Here is a 19,194-nt window from a genome sequence, read left to right as displayed (position 1 = left end):
GCGGGTTTCACAGGAACAGGGGGACCGGGTTCAAGTCCTCGTAGGCGGTGGGAGTTTCGAGCCGTCCGAGCCGGACCGGCACGTCGTAGAGCCGGCCTGGGCCGAACCGCGTCCAGAAGGTGCGCAGCCCCGGCACGATCACCTTGACCACCGGCACACCGAGATCCGGCCGGGTCTGGTCGAGCACGAGGAGCTCCATCCCGTGGCGGCGCACCAGCTCCTCGACGAACCTCAGATCGTCGAGGAGATCGGGGCGCTGCTCGTACGGGAAGTCGGCGGCGGTGCGGGCCCGCCCGCCGGACGCGGGAACGAGGTAGGGCAGGTTCGCCGCGGTCGCCTCCCGCCACCAGGCGAGCGCGGCCGGATCATCGCAGGCATAGCCCGAACCGTCGGCCCGTGCGCCCACGACGGGCGGGAGCATCTGGTTGAGCTCGGCCAGGGCCCGGCGCAGCGCGGTCCGCGGGTCGAAGTGCGCGCCGAACCCGAGGGTGATGTCCTCGGCGGGCTTGTCCACACGGCGGGAGAGCGCGGCGAACACCGGGATGCCGAGATCGCTGCTGACGTCGAGGACCCACACCTCACGCCCCAGGCCGCGGTGCGCCGACCGGACCTGGGCCACCCAGGGGTCGTCGAAGGAGTCGAGGTCGACGCCCGCCTGTCGGGTGCGGTTGTACCACCACAGGCCGACGGCATCGCGTTCGACCAGCTCCAGGAAGCCCTGGACGACGGCGTCCTCCACACAACTGCCCGCGGCCGAACCGTTGGAGTGCGCGAGGCAGGCGGCGGAGCCGGGGGATTCGGGGGCGTTGTAGTAGAGCAGGGACGTCGGCAGCAGACGGTGGGTGCGCTCGGTCAGCGACCAGACCGGCGTCCAGTCGAGCGGCGCGTTCTCGTCGAAGGGCTCGGGAACCCGGTGCGCCGCGGTGTGCACGGCGTTCCAGCGCTCACGCCCCGCGTACTGCCGCGGATGGAACAGCTGGACGAGATCGGGGTGTACGGCCCGGTCGTCGGCGTCGGCGAGCTCGGTGAACGTGGCCCGTAACGTGGGCTCGTCGCCCTGGAACCAGCCGCTGTGCCGCTCGATCGCCTCGCACATGGCGCTGATCCGGGCGTGCTGCTCCGAGGTTCCCTTGCCGCTGCTGTGACTGCGCAGCCCACGCCGCACGGAGGCGAGACCGGAGGGGTCGGTCACCGGGTTGTGGCCGGCGTGGAAACAGTTGAGGAACCGAGGGCCACGGGTGTCGCGCCGTATCTCCTTGACCACACCCGTCAGGGGGTCCACGAGATGCCCGTACCGCTCCAGCATCTGATCCGGCGTCAGCCACCGGTCGCCCGCGCTGCCCTGGGCCGCCTTCGGCCGGCTCCGCAGCTCCAGCGGCTCCCGCACCCGCCTGGCCACGAGCTCGGGGTCACCGCAGCTCGGGCACTGCGGGCGGCGGCGCACCGCGTGGTGCCGCCCGGCAAGCTGCAGACTGTCGAGCGTCCAGATGGCCTCCTGGCCCGGATACCGGTAGCCGGCCAGCCATTTGGAGGCTTCGAGCGCGGCCAGCTGAAGCCCCATGCCGTGGCCGGCCAAGAGGCAGGAGCGCGGCGCGGACACCGGATGGCCGAGCAGTCGTCCGACGTATGTCTCCGCCTGCCGGTTGCGGCGCAGCTGATCGGCGAGACACCGCCAGCAAGGGCCCTCGCCGGGCCGCAGGAACGGCCCGATCCAGGGCTGGTTGCCGTGCAGCCGCACCGGCAGCCAGGGACGGCCCGCGGCCCGGTGCTCGGCATCGATCTCGCGCAGCGCTGGGTCGAGATAGTCCTCGCAGAGGACGACGCTGAGCGCTGTCTCCGGTTGCGGGCCGCCGGAGGCGTCGGCCACCCGCAGACCGGCCTTGTCCAGGGCCGTGCGCAGCCCCTGGCCGTCGGCCGAGCCGACGGCCAGGGCGGCGACCCGGCTCCGGCGCATCCGGTGCACGGCCGCGTCCCCGTCGAGACCCGCGAGCTCCCAGAACGCCCGCTCCGCCGCATCGCCTTGATCAGGTGTGTCGGGAAGGCAGAGCAGGCCGGCGTCGCTGAGCAGCGACACCAGCCGCCCCGCCTGCTCACCAGGGACCGCGGGGGAGGCGTCCCTCTTGAGCTGCTCCAGATCGCGGGTGCCGTCGAGGAGCGGCACGAGCGCGGCGACGCCCGTGCCGCGCAGCGCGGTCACCCCTTGTTCCGACACCAGATAGGCGCCTTGCCCGGGAGCGATCTCGGCCTTCAGGTGCGGCTTGAACGCCAGTCCGTGCGCAGTGTTCCGCGAGCTGTCCATGGCTTCATTCCTGCCTTAGAAGGGGGAACCAGGGGCTGTACGCGTGGGGGGGGGACCGTGAGCGCGGGAGCCGGACCCGGGTGGCCGGCGGGCAAGATGCCTGTGGGGGGGTGTCAGGGGTGTCCGGCGGCATGATCCGCCGGACACCCCCTAGGCGGCCTAGCCGTCGGCGGACTGGGTCCAGCAGATGCAGGTGCCCGGCTGGAACTCCTCGGCGGACAGCTGCGTGAGGTTCTCGATGACCAGCTCGTCGGCGGTGGCGGCCGGAGCAGTGAGAGCGGTGGAACCAGCGGTGATGTTCATGGCGGGATCCCGTCTGTCGTCGAGTACGCCGTGGCCGGCGTCTGCGCCCTGGGTGGCGCCGTATCGCCTCGGCGGCGATGACCGGAAGTTTTCCGCCGCCGAGGCGGCCGGCGCCAGTGCCGGCCGCATGCGAGCCATGTGCATTCCTCACATGTCCTGTGTGCGCCTTGAGCGGCACTTGGGGAGCGCTGCACTGGTCCCCGGAGCCCGCCCGGTGAGAGCTTCGGTACAGCTCGATTCAGGCCGGGTTCGGTACGGCTCGGTTCAGGGCGTGACAGCTCACCGAACCCCCACGTAGGAGGTCCTCCATGGAGATCAGGCTGCTCGGACCGTTGAATGCGCGGACCGGTCGGGGCTCGTTCGCGCCGACCGCCGGCAAGCCCCGGCAGATCCTCGCGATGCTCGCGATGTGCCCGAACCAGGTCGTCCCCGTGGGCACGCTCATGGAGGAGCTCTGGGGCACCAAGGTCACCCGCGGCTCCCAGACCACACTGCAGACGTACATCGTCCAGCTCCGCCGCCTGCTCGCGCAGGCCCTGCGCGGGACACCGCACGGCGCGACACTCGACGGGGCGCACACCGCGTCCCACTCCGGGTCCCACACCGCGTCCCACCCCGCGTCCCGTGACGCGCGGCATGACGCGCCGCACGGCGCAGCGCGTGACGCGGCGGGTGAGGAACCGCGCGATCCGAAGGACATCCTGGTCACGCGGCAGGGCGGCTACCTCCTGCGGGTGCCGCGCAGCAGCGTGGACGTCCATGTTTTCGAGGACCTGGCCGCCGAGGGCAGGTCCGCCTTCGGCCGGGGCGAGGACAACCGCGCCGCGGAACTGCTCAACCGGGCGCTGGGGATGTGGCGCGGCTCCGCCCTGGTGGACGTCCCGCTCGGGCCCGCCCTGGAGATCGAGGAGATGCGCCTCGCGGAGAGCCGCCTCGGTACCCTGGAACTGCGTATCGACGTCGATCTGCGCCTCGGCCTCGAGGCCGAACTCCTCACCGAACTGACGGCACTGACCGCCCGTCACCCGCTGCACGAGGGCCTGCACTCGCAGGCGATGGTCGCGCTGTACCGCTGCGGCCGCCAGGCCCAGGCCATCGAGGTCTACCGCAGCCTGCGCGCACGCCTCGTACACGAACTCGGCGTGGAGCCCTCGGCCCGTATGCAACGCCTCCACCAGGCAGTCCTCACGGCGGACCCGGCCCTCGACACCCCCGCCGGCCGCGGCCCGTCCTCGACGTACCACCTCTTCGCGGCCTGAGCAGCTTCCGCCTCCCCACGCCCGGTGTTTCCGCCCGGCCGGTGAACTCGCGGCTCCGGTGTCCGTGTCGGTGTTGGGCCGAACGGGTGAGGCTGGGCGAGAATCGGGGCGTGCAGATCATCAGTGCGAACAGTGAGGCCGGTGCGGCGGCATGCCGCCCCGGGGGACGACAGACGTGGCAGGTGCAGCAGTGAGCCGGCACAGCCGCGATGTCACGGACGAACAGTGGGAAGGACTCGCCGAAGTCGTGCCGCTGCGCGGCGGCGACGCATGGCCGTCCTGGCCGGGCCAACGCGGTCTGCCCGAGGCGGAGACCGAGGCACGGCGCCGCTTCACGCTGCTGCGGTGCAGCGTCTTCGCCGACGCCAGGGACGTCGCCCAGTCGCTCCTGGTCGGCATCCCCGTACTGCTCGACCTGACGGCCGCCGAGGCGCCGGTGGCCAAGCGGGTCCTGGACTTCAGCAGCGGCGTCGTCTTCGGCCTGAACTGCGGGATGACCCGCGTGGACCGCAACGTCTTCCTGCTCACGCCGCCCGACACCGAGGTGCAGGGGTTCGTGGAGCAGGTGACTGGGGTGGCGCTGCCCCGGATGTGACGCGGTCCTCCGATCGTAGGAAGGCGGATCCGGCGGAACGGTTCCGCATGCGGGGCCGCGCATAGCCTCCCGGCATGACGCTGCTCCACGACGCCCAGCCCGCCGCGCCCGGCCACCCAGCGGACTCGGCAGCCCCAGCGGTCGCGGGGGCCGCCGCGACCTCCGTGGCCTCCGCGGTCCCGGCGGCCCCGATGGTCCCGGCGGCCCGGGAGTCCCCCGCGCCGACCGGACCCGCACCCGCTCGCCCCGCTCGCCCCGCCGTCACGGCCCTGCGGCTCTCCGCCTTCGCGGGCCACCGCGGCACCCTGCTGCCGATCGGGCCCTTCACCCTGCTCACCGGAGCCTCCGGCAGCGGCAAGAGCAGCGCGCTGAGGGCCTGCGAACTGCTCGCCCACCTCGCCTCGGGCGCCCCGCTCGACCGGGCGGTACCCGACCCGCAGGACTGCGTGCCCGAAGCGGCGCGCCCCGACCGGCAGGGCAGACGCGGCTTCCGCATCGGCTGCGCCGTCGACGGCCCCGCGGGCCGGGTGCGGCTGGAACTCGCCGTCCAGGTGGAGCCCGAACTGCGGATCGCGGGCGAGCGGTTGAGCCTCGACGGCGTGGCCCTGATGGAGACCGCGCTGCGCGATCCGGCACGCAGGACGGTCCAGGCCGTCTGGCACACCGCGGGCAGCGCGCCCGTCACCCGCACACCCCTGCCCGACGACCGGCTCGCCACCGCACTCCTCCCGCTGCGGATCGCCGGCACCACCGAAGGCCAGCGCAGCGTCCTCGCGGCGGCCGAACAGCTGGTGCTCGCGCTGCGCTCCTCCTACGCCTGCGATCCGCAGCCCGCGCGCATGCGCGCACCCGTGCCGCCGGGAGCGGGGCGGCTGCTGCACGGCTGCGACAACCTTGCCGACGTACTGCGGCGCACGCGTCAGGAGTGCGCGACACGGCATGCGCTCCTGGTCGCGGCGGCCCGCGCGGGCTGCGCGGGCCCGGTCGCGGACGTGCGGGCCGAAGGCCCGGCGGGCGGGCCGGTGCACGGGGTGCTCGACCGGGGCGCGGACGGTGTGCGCACCCCGCTCGGGCGGCTCGGGGACGGCGAGCTGCGTTATCTGGCACTGAGCCTCGTCCTGCTCACAGGACCGGGCGTGCTGGCCGTCGACCAGGTCGGTGAAGTTCCCTCGGCGCTCCAGCCGTTGACGGTCCTCGCCGACGGCTTCGACCGCGGCCTCGACCGCCGCCAGCGCGAGGAACTGCTGCGGCTCGCGGCCCGCATGTGCGCCCGAGGCCACATCCGGCTGCTCGCGGCCGCGGGCGAGGAGGCGGCGGGGGCGGGGCGGGCCGCCGGGGCGGCGGTGGTAGACCTGGGGGGTGACAGAGAAGGAAGACAGCCCTGCGACCAGCCCTGAGAGCGGCATCGAACCCGGCGCCGATCCTCGCCCCGGCCCCGGCCCCGGCCCCGGCCCCGGCCCCGATTCTCGCCCCGGCCCCGGCACTGCTTCCGGCACCACTCCGGGCACCGCTCCGGGCACCGAACGCGGCGCCGATGACCGCGCCGGGACCGGCGGCCTGGATGTACGGGACCTCCAGCGCAGACTCGCCGACTTCGCCGCCGCGCGGGACTGGGGCCCGTACCACACCCCGAAGAACCTGACCTCGGCGCTCAGCGTCGAAGCGGCCGAACTGGTTGAGATCTTCCAGTGGCTGACGCCCGAGCAGTCCGCGCGGGTCATGGACGATCCGGATTTCGCCCACCGTGTACGGGACGAGGTCGCCGACGTCCTCGCGTACCTGCTGCAGTTGTGCGAGGTGCTCGGCGTGGACGCGCTTGCCGCGCTCGCCGACAAGATCGACCGCAACGAGCGCCGCTACCCGGTCGGCGGGAGGGCACCGGCGGTACCGGGACGCATCAAGTCGACGCCGGGCGAGGCGGGTTCGGGGGAGGCGGGCGCCGCCGGATCCCCGGTCGGGTGAAGTTCGTCAACCCCGCGCCCGGCGGCGGATCCGGCCAGTGACCGGCCAGGACGGGTGATCGTTGGCTCGGGCGGAGCCGGAACGCCCGGCACCGGCACGCCGCCCGGGCGTCGCCCGTACGAACTGCTCCGCGCCGCGGGCCGGAGCGCAGGCCGAGGAGGCCGTCATGACCCAGGAAGCCGCTCCGGAGCAGGAAGCCGCGCCGGATCCCTCAGCCGCGCCGGACCCCTCAGCCGCTCCCGCCCCCGCACCGGACGGCCGCCCCACGGGTCTGCTGCAGCAGATGGAGGAGCTGATGGCCGCACTCAACGCGGACCTCTCCCGCCTGGACGCCGAACTCCAGACCCCGCCCCGCTCGTCGTCCGCCGAGGACGGGCCACGGCCCGAGGACCGGCCGTGACGGATCGCGTGCCGGGGACCGGTCCTGAGCGTACGAGGACCGGCCCTGCCGGACCCGCCCGCCGGGACATGCCCTAGGGTGACGCCCCGGACGCCGGGACGCCGGGACGCCCGGACGCCCGGACGCCGGGACGCCCGGACGCCGGGATGCCCGGACGCCCGGATGGGCGGAGGTGCGAGGTGGGGGAGATGACGCAGCAGCCGCACGACAGCGGTGTGACGGGCTGGATCCACGCGACGGCCAGCGTGCTCGTCGGCTCGGGAGCCGTGCTCCTGCTCGGCGTCCGGTTCTTCTCCGCCTCGACGGCCGGCGTGATCGCCATCGGCATCGCGCTGGTCGGCCTCGTCGTCGAGGCCAAACACGGCGACACCTCACCCCGCCGACGCTTCCACCTCGCGGGACTCGTGATGGGTATCACGGCGGCGGTCCTGGCCCAGATCGTGCCGGGGCTGTTCTTCTTCGCGTCGGTATAGCGCGCCGCGTCCCACCGGACCCCCTGCCCGAACCGGCCCGCCCCACTGCCCGTATCGGCCCGGCTCCCCTTTCTGACCTCGTTCTTTGCATAATGCTCGGATGACAGACGGACGGCACCGAAGAAGCGGCCCGGAGACGGGGGACGAGACCCCCCGTTCCTCCGGTTCCGTCCGCATCTGCCGCGCCGTCGCCGCCCGACTGCACCGTCCCGCCGCCCTGCCCCCGCCCCGCTGGCTCCGGTTCGAAGGACTCGCCGTCGGATTCCTCGGGACGGCCGCGATCGTCGTCTGCGGGGCATCGGGCGTGCTCGCCGGGCTGCCGCGCTCGCAGGCCGGGGCGGCCGGGATGGTCGCGGCGCTCGCGCTGACCGTGTACCTCCTGGTCACGAAGGCCGGCCGGCTGCTCAGCGGAGCCGTCGCCGCCCTGGGTCTGGCGCTGGCCCTGCTCATGCCGCAGGTCGCCACCGAGCTCACCCTGGCCGGGCGCGGCGAGCAGGTCGAAGTGGTGGTGACCGCCGTCGACCTGAGCGACGAGGACCGGGGCCGGTACCTCTGCTCCGTGCAGTACGGGGACGGCACCCCCGTCAACCGCCGTATCTGGCGCGGCTGCACGGCCACGGTGACGCCGGGTTCGTCGATCGGCATGGTCTACGACCCCAAGGGACTGCTCGCCCCGCACGGCATCGGCGCCGGGCACTCCACCTGGCGCCTCGTCGGCCAGGGCGCGGGACTGGCCGCACTGCTCGCCGTGCTCTCGTACGCGGCGGTCGTACGCTCCATCCGCCGCGAGCCCTGACCTGGCAGGACGCGCCCGGGGGGAGGATCCGGCACACAGGATTCGCGACCGGTCCGGCGGGTCGAAAATCCCTGCGGGTCACGGCACTGTCCGGGGTAGCTTGTGCGCACGCCCGCCTCCCGGGCGCATCCCCGCAACCACGACACCCCGCCCACGTATCGAGGCACCCACCGTGTTCCTGACGATCTCCACCACCGGCACCCCGGACCGCCCCGCCACCGACCTCGGCTTCCTGCTGCACAAGCACCCCGACAACGCGCAGGTGTTCAGCACGGCCCAGGGCCGCGCGCATGTGCTCTACCCCGAGGCGGACGAGCAGCGGTGCACGGCGGCGCTTCTCCTGGAGATCGATCCCATCGCCCTTGTCCGCAAGGGAAAGGGAAAGGGCCGCGGCGGCGCACCCGACACGGCTCTCGCGCAGTACGTCAACGACCGCCCGTACGCCGCGTCGTCCCTGCTCGCCGTGGCCCTGAGCACGGTGTTCAAGTCCGCGCTGCGCGGCGTCTGCAGCGCACGGCCCGAGCGTGTCGGCGAGCGGCTTCCGCTGCGTATCGAGGTGCCCGCGCTGCCCGCCCGCGGCGGCGCCGCCCTGGTCACCAAGCTCTTCGAACCGCTCGGCTGGTCCGTCACCGCCGAGCCGGTGGCGCTCGACACGCGGTTCCCCGAGTGGGGCGATTCGCGCTACGTACGCCTCGTACTGGAAGGCGAGCAGATCCTCGCCGAGGCGCTGCGGCACCTCTACGTCCTGCTCCCGGTGCTCGACGACGCCAAGCACTACTGGGTCGCGCCCGACGAGGTCGACAAGCTGCTGCGGGCCGGTGCGGGCTGGCTCCCCGAGCACCCCGAGCACAAGCTGATCACCAGCCGCTATCTCTCCCGCCGCCGGTCACTGACGCGCGAGGCGCTGGAACGGCTCGAACTCGCGCGCCTCGCCGACCTCGACGACCTGCCGGCCGAGGAGGTCGACAACGCGGTCGACGAGGAGAGCGACACCGAGGAGAAGCCGGTCCCGCTCGCCGTACAGCGCCGCGAGGCGATCATCGACGCGCTCCGGGCGGCCGGTGCGCACCGGGTGCTCGACCTGGGCTGCGGACAGGGCCAGCTGGTGCAGGCGCTGCTCAAGGACGCCTCGTTCACCGAGATCGTCGGCACCGACGTGTCGATGCGCGCCCTCAGTATCGCCGCGCGCCGCCTCAAGCCGGAGCGCATGGGGGAGCGGCAGGCCCGGCGCGTACGGCTCTTCCAGGGCTCGCTCGCGTACACCGACAAGCGGCTCAAGGGATACGACGCGGCCGTGCTCAGCGAGGTCATCGAGCACCTCGACCTGCCGCGGCTGCCCGCCCTCGAGTACGCGGTCTTCGGCTCGGCACGCCCCACGACCGTGCTCGTGACCACGCCGAACGTCGAGTACAACGTCCGCTGGGACACGCTGCCCGCCGGACACGCGCGCCACGGCGACCACCGCTTCGAGTGGACCCGCGAGGAGTTCCGCGCCTGGGCGCACCAGGTCGCCGAACGGCACGGATACGAGGTCGGGTTCCGCCCCGTCGGACCCGACGACCCCGAGGTGGGACCACCGACCCAGATGGCGGTCTTCACACTGACCACCGACACCGCGAAGGGAGAGAAGGCGGCATGACAAGCAACGAGACCCCGGCCACCGCACGGGACGCCCGCGAGGCACGCGAAGCCCAGGCAGCACGCGACGCGCGGGAAGCACCCGAACCGCGCGAAGCACCCGAGGGCCGCGTCCTGCCCGTCACCGACCTGTCCCTCGTGGTCCTGGTCGGCGCCACCGGCTCGGGCAAGTCGAGCTTCGCCCGCAAGCACTTCAAGCCCACCGAGGTGCTCTCCAGCGACTTCTTCCGCGGCCTCGTCGCCGACGACGAGAACGACCAGGGTGCCAGCGGCGACGCCTTCGACGTCCTGCACTACATCGCGGGCAAGCGCCTGGCCGCCGGCCGGCTCACCGTCGTGGACGCGACCAATGTGCAGACCGAATCGCGCCGGCAGCTCGTGAAGATCGCCCGGCAGCACGACGTCCTGCCGATCGCGATCGTCCTCGACGTACCCGAGGAGGTGTGTGCCGCCCGCAACGCGGCCCGCCCCGACCGAGTCGACCTGCCCCGCCGCGTCATCCAGCGCCACCAGCGCGAACTGCGCCGCTCCCTGCGGAACCTGGAGCGCGAGGGCTTCCGCAAGGTGCACATCCTGCGCGGCACGGAGGAGATCGAGCACGCCTCGATCACCCTCGAAAAGCGCTACAACGACCTCACCCACCTCACCGGCCCCTTCGACATCATCGGCGACATCCACGGCTGCCGCACCGAACTCGAAGCGCTCCTCGCCGAGCTGGGATACGAGGACGGCGTACACCCCGAGGGCCGTACGGCCGTCTTCGTCGGCGACCTCGTCGACCGCGGCCCGGACTCCCCGGGCGTCCTGCGCCGTGTCATGTCGATGGTCAAGTCGGGCAACGCGCTGTGCGTACCCGGCAACCACGAGAACAAGTTCGGCCGCCACCTCAAGGGCCGCCGCGTCCAGCACACGCACGGCCTCGCCGAGACCATCGAGCAGATGGAGGGCGAGAGCGAGGAATTCCGCGCGGAGGTGAAGGACTTCATCGACGGCCTGGTCAGCCACTACGTACTCGACGAGGGCAAGCTCGTCGTCTGCCACGCGGGCCTGCCTGAGCACTACCACGGCCGCACCTCCGGCCGGGTGCGCAGCCACGCCCTCTACGGGGACACCACCGGCGAGACCGACGAGTTCGGGCTGCCCGTGCGCTACCCGTGGGCAGAGGAGTACCGCGGCCGCGCCGCCGTCGTCTACGGGCACACCCCGGTGCCGACCGCGAGCTGGGTCAACAACACCATCTGCCTGGACACGGGCGCCGTCTTCGGCGGCAAGCTCACCGCGCTGCGCTGGCCGGAGCGCGAACTCGTGGACGTACCGGCCGAGAAGGTCTGGTACGAGCCCGTCAAGCCGCTCGCGTCCGAGGCGCCGGGCGGCCACGAGGGCCGTCCGCTCGACCTGGCGGACGTCCAGGGCCGGCGGATCGTGGAGACCGGGCACGCGGGCCGCGTCTCCGTACGCGAGGAGAACGCGGCGGCCGCGCTGGAGGTCATGAGCCGCTTCGCGGTCGACCCGCGCCTGGTCCCGTACCTGCCGCCGACCATGGCGCCGACGGCGACCTCGAAGATCGACGGCTACCTGGAGCACCCCGCGGACGCCTTCGCCCAGTACGCGGCCGACGGGATCGAGCGGGTCGTGTGCCAGGAGAAGCACATGGGCTCGCGGGCCGTGGCGCTGGTGTGCCGCGATGCCGAGGCCGCACGGGAACGCTTCGGCGCCGAGGGTGTCACCGGCTCCGTCTACACCCGTACCGGACGCCCCTTCTTCGACGACCCCGAGGTCACCGAAGCGATCCTGGACCGCCTGCGCGAAGCCGTCTCGGCCTCAGGACTCTGGGAGGAGCTCGCCACGGACTGGCTGCTCCTGGACGCCGAACTGCTGCCGTGGTCGCTGAAGGCCGGCGGGCTGCTCCGTTCGCAGTACTCGGCCGTGGGTGCCGCGGCCGGGGCGGTGTTCCCGGGCGCGCTCGCCGCACTCGAGGCGGCGGCCGCGCGCGGCGTCGACACCGGCGAGCTGCTCACCCGCCAGCGTGAACGGGCCGCGGACGCGGAGGCGTTCACGGAGGCGTACCGGCGCTACTGCTGGACGACGACCGGCCTGGACGGGGTGCGCCTCGCCCCCTTCCAGATCCTCGCCGCCCGGGGCCGCAGCATGGCCGCACTCCCGCACGACGAACAGCTCGCCCTCCTGGACCGGCTGATCGCCGCGGACTCCACCGGCCTCCTGCAGACCACCCGTCGCCTCCACGTGGACACCGGCTCGCCCGAGTCCGTGCAGGCGGGCATCGACTGGTGGCTGGAGATGACCGGGCGCGGCGGCGAGGGCATGGTCGTCAAGCCGCTGGCCGCGCTCGCCCACGATGCGAAGGGCCGGCTGGTGCAGCCGGGCATCAAGTGCCGCGGTCGGGAGTACCTCCGCATCATCTACGGCGCGGAGTACACCCGTCCGCAGAACCTGGACCGCCTGCGCCACCGTCACCTGGGCCACAAGCGGTCGCTGGCCCTGCGCGAGTACGCCCTGGGAGTCGAGGCCCTCGACCGCCTGGGCGCGGGCGAGCCGCTGTGGCGCGTCCACGAAGCGGTCTTCGCGGTCCTGGCGCTGGAGTCGGAACCGGTGGACCCGCGGTTGTAGGGTCCCGGGGCCCGTCCCGGGCCCCGCATCCGAGCTTCGCCCGGATCGTCTCGAACGCCGGCGGGGCTGAACCTGGGGCCCGGGGGCTGCGCCCCCTGGGCCCCACCCCCACCGTGGGGAAGGATGCCGCCATGGGATTCCACGTAGCCTCCGAGACCGGGCGCCTGCGCCGAGTCATCCTGCACCGCCCCGACCTCGAACTGAAGCGCCTCACCCCCAGCAACAAGGACGCCCTCCTCTTCGACGACGTCCTGTGGGTCCGCAGGGCCCGCCAGGAGCACGACGGCTTCGCGGATGTCCTGAGGGACCGCGGCATCCAGGTCCACCTCTTCGGCGACCTCCTGGAGGAGACCCTCACCCTCCCCGCCGCCCGCGCCCTCGTCCTGGACCGCGTCTTCGACGAGAAGGCGTACGGCCCGTTGGCCACCCCGACCCTGCGCGCGTCCTTCGAGACGATGAGCGCCCAGGACCTGACCAGCGCCCTGGTCGGCGGAATGACCAAACGCGAGTACCTGGAGCGCCATCCGGAACCCACCTCCGTCCGCTTCCACGCCATGGACCTGGACGACTTCCTCCTGGGGCCGCTCCCCAACCACCTCTTCACCCGCGACACCTCCGCCTGGATCTACGACGGTGTCTCGATCAACGCGATGCGCTGGCCGGCCCGCCAGCGCGAGACCGTGCACTTCGAGGCGATCTACCGGCATCACCCCCTGTTCTCGCCGGAGCAGGCGGGCGTCTTCCACCACTGGTCCGAGGGCCAGTCGGACTACCCCTCGACGATCGAGGGCGGCGATGTCCTCGTCATCGGCAACGGCGCCGTCCTCATCGGGATGAGCGAGCGCACCACCCCGCAGGCCGTCGAGATGCTGGCCCACAAGCTCTTCGCGGCGGGCTCGGCCCGCAGCATCGTGGCGCTCCACATGCCCAAGCGGCGCGCCTTCATGCACCTCGACACCGTGATGACGATGGTCGACGGCGACACCTTCACCCAGTACGAGGGCCTGGGCATGCTCCCCTCGTACACCATCGAACCGGGTGCCGGAGAGCGGGAGTTGAAGGTCACCGACCATCCCCCGGAGCACATGCACCGCGCCATCGCCGCGGCGCTCGGCCTCGACGCGGTCCGTGTCCTGACCGCGACGCAGGACGTGCACTCCGCCGAGCGCGAGCAGTGGGACGACGGCTGCAATGTCCTCGCCGTCGAACCGGGGGTCGTCATCGCCTACGAGCGGAACGCGACCACGAACACGTTTCTGCGCAAGGAGGGCATCGAGGTCATCGAGATCCGCGGCAGCGAACTGGGCCGGGGCCGGGGCGGACCGCGCTGCATGAGCTGCCCGGTCGTGCGGGACGCGGTGAGCTGAGCCACGGCCCCTCGCTGTATACATTTACTGAGAGTCGTATAGGCTTGCAGCGGAAAGCGGGCCGACCTCTCATCCCTCCGTCCCGACACAGCCTTGGAGACCGCGCATGGCCACCGACCTGAACGGGCGTTCCTTCCTCAAGGAGCTCGACTTCACCGCCGGGGAGTTCCTCGGCCTGATCGAGCTGGCCGCCGAGCTCAAGGCGGCGAAGAAGGCGGGCACCGAGGAGCGGCGGCTCGCCGGGAAGAACATCGCGCTGATCTTCGAGAAGACCTCCACGCGCACCCGCTGCGCCTTCGAGGTCGCGGCCGCCGACCAGGGCGCCTCCACCACGTATCTCGACCCCTCGGGCTCGCAGATGGGGCACAAGGAGTCCGTGCGGGACACCGCCCGGGTGCTGGGCCGGATGTTCGACGGGATCGAGTTCCGTGGTGACAGCCAGGCGGGCGTCGAGGAACTCGCCGCGTACGCCGGCGTGCCGGTCTGGAACGGGCTCACCGACGACTGGCACCCCACCCAGATGCTCGCCGACGTGCTCACCATGACCGAGCACAGCGGCAAGCCGCTCACGGACGTCGCCTTCGCCTATCTGGGCGACGCCCGCTTCAACATGGGCAATTCCTATCTGGTGACCGGCGCGCTGCTCGGCATGGACGTGCGGATCGTGGCGCCGCGCGCGTACTGGCCGACCGAGGGGGTCATCGCGCGGGCCCGTGAGCTCGCCGCCGCGAGCGGCGCGCGGATCACCCTCACCGAGGACGTCCGTGAGGGCGTGCGCGGTGCGGACTTCATCGCCACCGACGTCTGGGTCTCCATGGGTGAGCCCAGGGAGGTCTGGGCCGAGCGGATCAAGGCGCTCGCTCCGTACGCCGTGACGATGGATGTGCTGCGCGAGACGGGCAACGCGGACGTGAAGTTCCTGCACTGTCTGCCGGCCTTCCACGACCTCGGCACCAAGGTCGGCCGGGAGATCAACGAGCGGTACGGCCTCGACTCGCTCGAAGTCACCGACGAGGTTTTCGAGTCGGCGCACTCGGTGGTCTTCGACGAGGCGGAGAACCGGCTGCACACCATCAAGGCCGTCATGGTGGCGACGCTCGCCTGACCGGCCCTTCAGGCCGCCGCTCGTGCCGGAAGCGTGAACCACACCGCCTTGCCGGACTCGGTGAGGCGGTGTCCGCATGCCTGGCTCAGTGCGCGGATCAGGAGCAGCCCGCGCCCGTGCTCCTGCCAGGGGTCCGGCTCACCCGCGGGCTGCGGGCAGGTCAGATCGCCGGGCGGCCTGGGGGAGCAGTCGTGCACCTCGACCTGGCAGCCGGAGGGCAGCAGCTCCACGACCAGCTCGATCGGCGATGCGCCGGAGGTGTGCTCGACGGCGTTGGCGACGAGCTCGGCGGTGAGCAGCTCCGCGGTGTCGCAGTCGGCGGAGTGCCAGGCGTCGAGTTCGTGCAGTGCCGTACGGACCAGGGCGCGGGCGACGGGCACGGCCGCGGCGGTGTGCGGCAGTGCGATACGCCAGGAGGCGGGGGATTCATGCACGGCGGTTCCGTTCGGAGGCAGGCTGTCCTGCTTTCAACCGTATGAAGATAACTCCAGGGTCAGTAGTGCCGGCGGACCGGGGTTCGCAGGGGCGGACGTCCCGTACCGGGGGGACTTCCGGCTGGTATCGCGCACTCGTGACGACAGTCACTTCGGAGTGATAACTTCTTAGGGCCGCCCAGCGAGGTCACCCACCCCCAGGAGCCCGAGCTATGAGCCCCTTCACCGGTTCCGCGCCCCGTACCCCGAAGTGGCAGCACCTGCGGGTGAGCATCGACGAGAGCGCCGTCGCCACCGTCACGCTCGCCCGCACCGAGAAGCTCAACGCCCTGACCTTCGGCGCCTACGCCGATCTGCGCGACCTGCTCGCCGAGCTCTCGCGCGAGAAATTCGTCCGCGCGCTGGTCCTCGCGGGCGAGGGACGGAGCTTCTGCTCCGGCGGGGACGTCGACGAGATCATCGGCGAGACCCTCGCCATGGACACCTCGCAGCTGCTCGACTTCAACCGGATGACCGGACAGGTCGTCAGGGCGATCCGCGAATGCCCCTTCCCCGTGATCGCCGCGCTGCACGGTGTCGCCGCGGGTGCGGGCGCCGTGCTCGCGCTCGCCGCGGACTTCCGGATCGCCGACCCCACGGCCCGTTTCGCCTTCCTGTTCACGAAGGTCGGACTGTCCGGCGGCGACATGGGGGCCGCGTATCTGCTGCCGCGGGTCGTCGGCCTCGGCCACGCGACCCGGCTGCTGATGCTCGGCGACACCGTACGCGCCCCGGAGGCCGAGCGGATCGGCCTGATCAGCGAGATGGTCGACGAGGGCGGCGCCGACGAGGCCGCCCAGGCCCTGGCCCACCGCCTCGCCGAGGGCCCGGCCCTCGCGTACGCCCAGACGAAGGCGCTGCTCACGGCCGAACTCGACATGCCGCTCGCGGCGGCCGTGGAGATGGACGCGGCGACCCAGGCGCTGCTGATGAACGGCGAGGACTACGCCGAGTTCCACGCCGCGTTCACGGCGAAGCGCCCGCCGAAGTGGCAGGGGAAGTGAGCATGAGCGCGGCTCGGGCACCCCACGGAACCGGGCGGACGCCCGAGGAGGCAGGGCAGGCGCCCGAAGAGGCCGGGCGGACGCCGGAAGAGGCCGGGCGGACGCCGGAAGCGGCCGGGAAGGCGCCCCAGGAGGCCGGGCGGACGCGCGCCGGACAGGCACCACTGCGCGTCGCCGTCATCGGCGGCGGCCCCGGCGGACTGTACGCCGCCGCGCTGCTCAAACGCCTCGACCCGGCCCGCGAGATCACCGTCTGGGAGCGCAACTCCCCCGACGACACCTTCGGCTTCGGCGTCGTCCTCTCCGACGAGACACTCGGCGGCATCGAACACGCCGACCCCGTCGTCCACGCGGCGATGCAGCGCGAGTTCGTCCGCTGGGACGACATCGACATCGTGCACCGTGGCCACCGCTCCACCTCCGGCGGCCACGGCTTCGCCGCACTCGGCCGCAAACGGCTCCTGCAGATCCTGCACGAACGCTGCCGCGAGCTCGGCGTCGAGCTCCGCTTCCGCAGCGAGGCGCCGCCCGCCGCCGAGCTGAGCAGCACGTACGACCTGGTGATCGCCGCCGACGGCGTGCACAGCGCCACCCGCGAGGCCCACCGCGAGGCCTTCGGACCTCGCATCGAGGAACACCGCTGCCGCTACATCTGGCTGGCCGCCGACTTCGCCTTCGACGCCTTCCGCTTCGAGATCGCCGAGACCGACGCCGGTGTGATGCAGCTGCACGGCTACCCGTTCAGCGAGAACGAGTCCACCGTCATCGTGGAGATGCGCGAAGAGGTCTGGCAGACCGCCGGCTTCGAAGGGCTCGACGAGCGCGCCTCGGTCGAGCGCTGCGCGAAACTCTTCGCCGACGCCCTCGACGGCCGCCCGCTCAGATCCAACAACTCCACCTGGATCCGCTTCCGTACGGTCGTCAACGAGCGCTGGTCGCACGGCAACACGGTGCTGCTCGGCGACGCCGCGCACACCGCACACTTCTCCATCGGCTCCGGCACCAAACTGGCCGTCGAGGACGCCCTCGCGCTCGCCGCCTGCCTGGAGGAACAGCCCACGATCGGGCAGGCGCTGAAGGCCTACGAGGAGGAGCGGCGCCCCGTCGTCACCTCCACGCAGCGGGCGGCCCGAGCGAGCCTCGAATGGTTCGAGGGGATCAAACGCTATGTCGACCAGTCGCCACGGCAGTTCGCCTTCAACCTGCTGACCCGCAGCCGCCGCGTCACCCACGACAACCTTCGGCTGCGCGATCCGCGGTTCACGGCGGAGGTGGAGCGCGAGTTCGGCTGCCCGCCGGACACCCCGCCGATGTTCACCCCGCTGCGGATCGGCGCCCTCGAACTGCGCAACCGCGTGGTCGTCTCACCCATGGACATGTACTCGGCCGTCGACGGCCTCCCCGGCGACTTCCACCTCGTCCACCTCGGCGCGCGGGCGCTCGGCGGAGCCGGCCTGGTCATGACCGAGATGGTCTGCGTCAGCCCCGAGGGCCGAATCACCCCCGGCTGCGCGGGCCTGTGGAACACCGACCAGGCCGCGGCCTGGACGCGCGTCACCGAGTTCGTGCACGCCCAGGCCCCCGGCACGGCGATCGGCCTGCAGCTCGGCCACTCCGGCCGCAAGGGCTCCACGAAGCTGATGTGGGAGGGCATCGACGAACCCCTCGACGAGGGCAACTGGCCCGTCTCGGGACCGTCCCCCCTCCCGTACAGACCGGGCAGCCAGATTCCGCACGAACTGACCCGCGGCGAACTCGGCGAGATCCGCGAGCAGTTCGCCGCAGCCGCCCGGCGGGCCGCCCGCTGCGGCTTCGACCTGCTCGAACTGCACTGCGCGCACGGCTATCTCCTCTCCGGCTTCCTCTCCCCGCTGACGAACCGGCGTTCCGACGAGTACGGCGGCTCGCTGGAGAACCGGCTCCGCTACCCGCTGGAGGTCTTCGACGCGGTACGCGCCGTCTGGCCCGAGGACCGGCCGATGACCGTACGGATCTCCGCGACGGACTGGGCCGAGGGCGGCACGAGCGGCGACGACGCGGTGGAGATCGCCCGCGCCTTCGCCGCCCATGGCGCGGACGCCGTCGATGTGTCGACCGGGCAGGTGGTGGCCGAGGAACGGCCCGCGTACGGGCGCTCGTACCAGACGCCGTATGCCGACCGGATCCGGCAGGAGACCGGCATCCCGGTGATCGCGGTCGGTGCGATCTCCTCATGGGACGACGTCAACTCGCTGATCCTGGCGGGCCGCACCGACCTGTGCGCCCTCGCACGGCCCCACCTCTACGACCCGCACTGGACCCTGCACGCGGCCGCCGAGCAGGGCTACTCCGGCCCCGGCGCCGTCTGGCCGCTCCCGTACCGGGCGGGCAGCCGCCGCCCGCAGACGGGGCGCACGGATGCGCCGAAGCCGCGGTTGCGGCTGGAGTGACGGGGGTGTTGTCAGTGAGCGGTGTGCATCGTGAAGTGACAGGTCACGGGCTTGGTGTGACTCCGTGCCGGGGTGGTGCTCGTGCTGGTCGCGCACGGCAGTCTGCCGTGTAGATCGTCGGGCAGGGAGGTCCTCGCGGGTTCCGGCCCGTTCCGGCCCGTTCTTCCGGCCCGTTCCGGCCCGTTCTTCCGGCCCGTTCCGGCCCGCGATGCTCGTACGTTCCGGGGCATGGTGGACCGCGAGCTACTGGAACGGATCGCCGCGCGCCGACCGGCAAGCACAAATGCCACGGCCTGCTCGTGATCGCGCTCACCGAAGACAAGGGCCGCCACGGGGCAGCGGGGGGGGGGCGACTTCGGCGGCCGGAAGGCATCCGGCGACACCACCCGGGCCTTCCGCACTTTCCGGCACAGTGAGGACCCGAGGCCGCGCAAGGCATGATCGGTGGATGCATGGTGTGGAG

Annotated in this window: 16 protein-coding genes; 13 read left to right on the top strand and 3 right to left on the bottom strand. The window is 72.3% G+C overall.

Annotation, left to right across the window (positions count from 1 at the left end; translation table 11 throughout):
- Nucleotides 1-7: 7 nt before the first annotated feature.
- Both ACLF6P_RS07735 and ACLF6P_RS07730 read right to left on the bottom strand, forming a co-directional pair.
- Nucleotides 8-2,299 carry a TOMM precursor leader peptide-binding protein gene (locus tag ACLF6P_RS07735; RefSeq protein ID WP_415949088.1) on the bottom strand — a complete coding sequence of 764 codons (2,292 nt, stop codon included), beginning with the start codon at nucleotides 2,297-2,299 and terminating at the stop codon, nucleotides 8-10.
- 159 nt (nucleotides 2,300-2,458) lie between these two features.
- Nucleotides 2,459-2,602: a hypothetical protein gene (locus ACLF6P_RS07730; protein WP_415949087.1), complete on the bottom strand. Its 144-nt coding sequence runs from the start codon at nucleotides 2,600-2,602 to the stop codon at nucleotides 2,459-2,461.
- A 308-nt stretch (nucleotides 2,603-2,910) separates the two neighbouring features.
- Between ACLF6P_RS07730 and ACLF6P_RS07725 the strand changes: the two genes are divergently transcribed.
- The 11 genes from ACLF6P_RS07725 to argF all read left to right on the top strand — a co-directional run bounded on the left by ACLF6P_RS07725 (nucleotide 2,911) and on the right by argF (nucleotide 14,825).
- Nucleotides 2,911-3,861, top strand: coding sequence for an AfsR/SARP family transcriptional regulator (locus ACLF6P_RS07725; RefSeq protein WP_415949086.1), 951 nt, complete (start codon nucleotides 2,911-2,913; stop codon nucleotides 3,859-3,861).
- Nucleotides 3,862-4,012: 151 nt separating this feature from the next.
- Nucleotides 4,013-4,456, top strand: coding sequence for a cell division protein SepF (locus ACLF6P_RS07720; RefSeq protein ID WP_415949085.1), 444 nt, complete (start codon nucleotides 4,013-4,015; stop codon nucleotides 4,454-4,456).
- A 191-nt stretch (nucleotides 4,457-4,647) separates the two neighbouring features.
- The gene (locus tag ACLF6P_RS07715; RefSeq protein WP_415949160.1) at nucleotides 4,648-5,853 is read left to right on the top strand and encodes an AAA family ATPase; all 1,206 of its coding nucleotides are present in this window, start codon (nucleotides 4,648-4,650) and stop codon (nucleotides 5,851-5,853) included.
- Nucleotides 5,854-5,860: 7 nt separating this feature from the next.
- Nucleotides 5,861-6,418, top strand: a complete 558-nt coding sequence (locus tag ACLF6P_RS07710; RefSeq protein WP_415949159.1) for a nucleotide pyrophosphohydrolase — start codon at nucleotides 5,861-5,863, stop codon at nucleotides 6,416-6,418.
- Between the two features lie 166 nt (nucleotides 6,419-6,584).
- Complete coding sequence (locus tag ACLF6P_RS07705; protein WP_415949084.1) at nucleotides 6,585-6,818, top strand: hypothetical protein; 234 nt, start codon at nucleotides 6,585-6,587, stop codon at nucleotides 6,816-6,818.
- 188 nt (nucleotides 6,819-7,006) lie between these two features.
- Nucleotides 7,007-7,291, top strand: coding sequence for a hypothetical protein (locus ACLF6P_RS07700; protein WP_415949083.1), 285 nt, complete (start codon nucleotides 7,007-7,009; stop codon nucleotides 7,289-7,291).
- A 100-nt stretch (nucleotides 7,292-7,391) separates the two neighbouring features.
- Nucleotides 7,392-8,087, top strand: a complete 696-nt coding sequence (locus tag ACLF6P_RS07695) for a hypothetical protein (protein ID WP_415949082.1) — start codon at nucleotides 7,392-7,394, stop codon at nucleotides 8,085-8,087.
- 172 nt (nucleotides 8,088-8,259) lie between these two features.
- Nucleotides 8,260-9,726 carry a 3' terminal RNA ribose 2'-O-methyltransferase Hen1 gene (locus tag ACLF6P_RS07690; protein WP_415949081.1) on the top strand — a complete coding sequence of 489 codons (1,467 nt, stop codon included), beginning with the start codon at nucleotides 8,260-8,262 and terminating at the stop codon, nucleotides 9,724-9,726.
- Entirely contained in the window at nucleotides 9,723-12,353 is a 2,631-nt protein-coding gene (locus ACLF6P_RS07685) for a polynucleotide kinase-phosphatase (RefSeq protein ID WP_415949080.1), read from the top strand. Before ACLF6P_RS07690 ends, ACLF6P_RS07685 begins: the two co-directional genes overlap by 4 nt.
- Before the next feature lie 131 nt (nucleotides 12,354-12,484).
- A complete protein-coding gene (locus ACLF6P_RS07680) occupies nucleotides 12,485-13,720 on the top strand; it encodes an arginine deiminase (RefSeq protein ID WP_415949079.1) in 1,236 nt (411 codons plus the stop codon).
- A gap of 106 nt (nucleotides 13,721-13,826) precedes the next feature.
- Nucleotides 13,827-14,825: an ornithine carbamoyltransferase gene (gene argF, locus ACLF6P_RS07675; protein WP_415949078.1), complete on the top strand. Its 999-nt coding sequence runs from the start codon at nucleotides 13,827-13,829 to the stop codon at nucleotides 14,823-14,825.
- A gap of 8 nt (nucleotides 14,826-14,833) precedes the next feature.
- Here argF and ACLF6P_RS07670 read toward each other — a convergent pair whose 3' ends face one another.
- Nucleotides 14,834-15,280 (bottom strand): ATP-binding protein, encoded by a 447-nt coding sequence (locus ACLF6P_RS07670; RefSeq protein WP_415949158.1) that lies wholly within the window; start codon nucleotides 15,278-15,280, stop codon nucleotides 14,834-14,836.
- Between the two features lie 191 nt (nucleotides 15,281-15,471).
- Between ACLF6P_RS07670 and ACLF6P_RS07665 the strand changes: the two genes are divergently transcribed.
- Together ACLF6P_RS07665 and ACLF6P_RS07660 are read left to right on the top strand one after the other, a co-directional pair.
- Nucleotides 15,472-16,302, top strand: coding sequence for an enoyl-CoA hydratase family protein (locus tag ACLF6P_RS07665; RefSeq protein WP_415949077.1), 831 nt, complete (start codon nucleotides 15,472-15,474; stop codon nucleotides 16,300-16,302).
- A 2-nt stretch (nucleotides 16,303-16,304) separates the two neighbouring features.
- The gene (locus tag ACLF6P_RS07660) at nucleotides 16,305-18,731 is read left to right on the top strand and encodes a bifunctional salicylyl-CoA 5-hydroxylase/oxidoreductase (RefSeq protein ID WP_415949076.1); all 2,427 of its coding nucleotides are present in this window, start codon (nucleotides 16,305-16,307) and stop codon (nucleotides 18,729-18,731) included.
- Nucleotides 18,732-19,194 lie beyond the last annotated feature (463 nt).

Source organism: Streptomyces lothianensis (assembly GCF_047779955.1).
GTDB lineage: Bacteria > Actinomycetota > Actinomycetes > Streptomycetales > Streptomycetaceae > Streptomyces.
The sequence above is the reverse complement of the archived record's forward strand: the minus strand, read 5'-3'. Positions and strand labels throughout refer to the sequence as shown.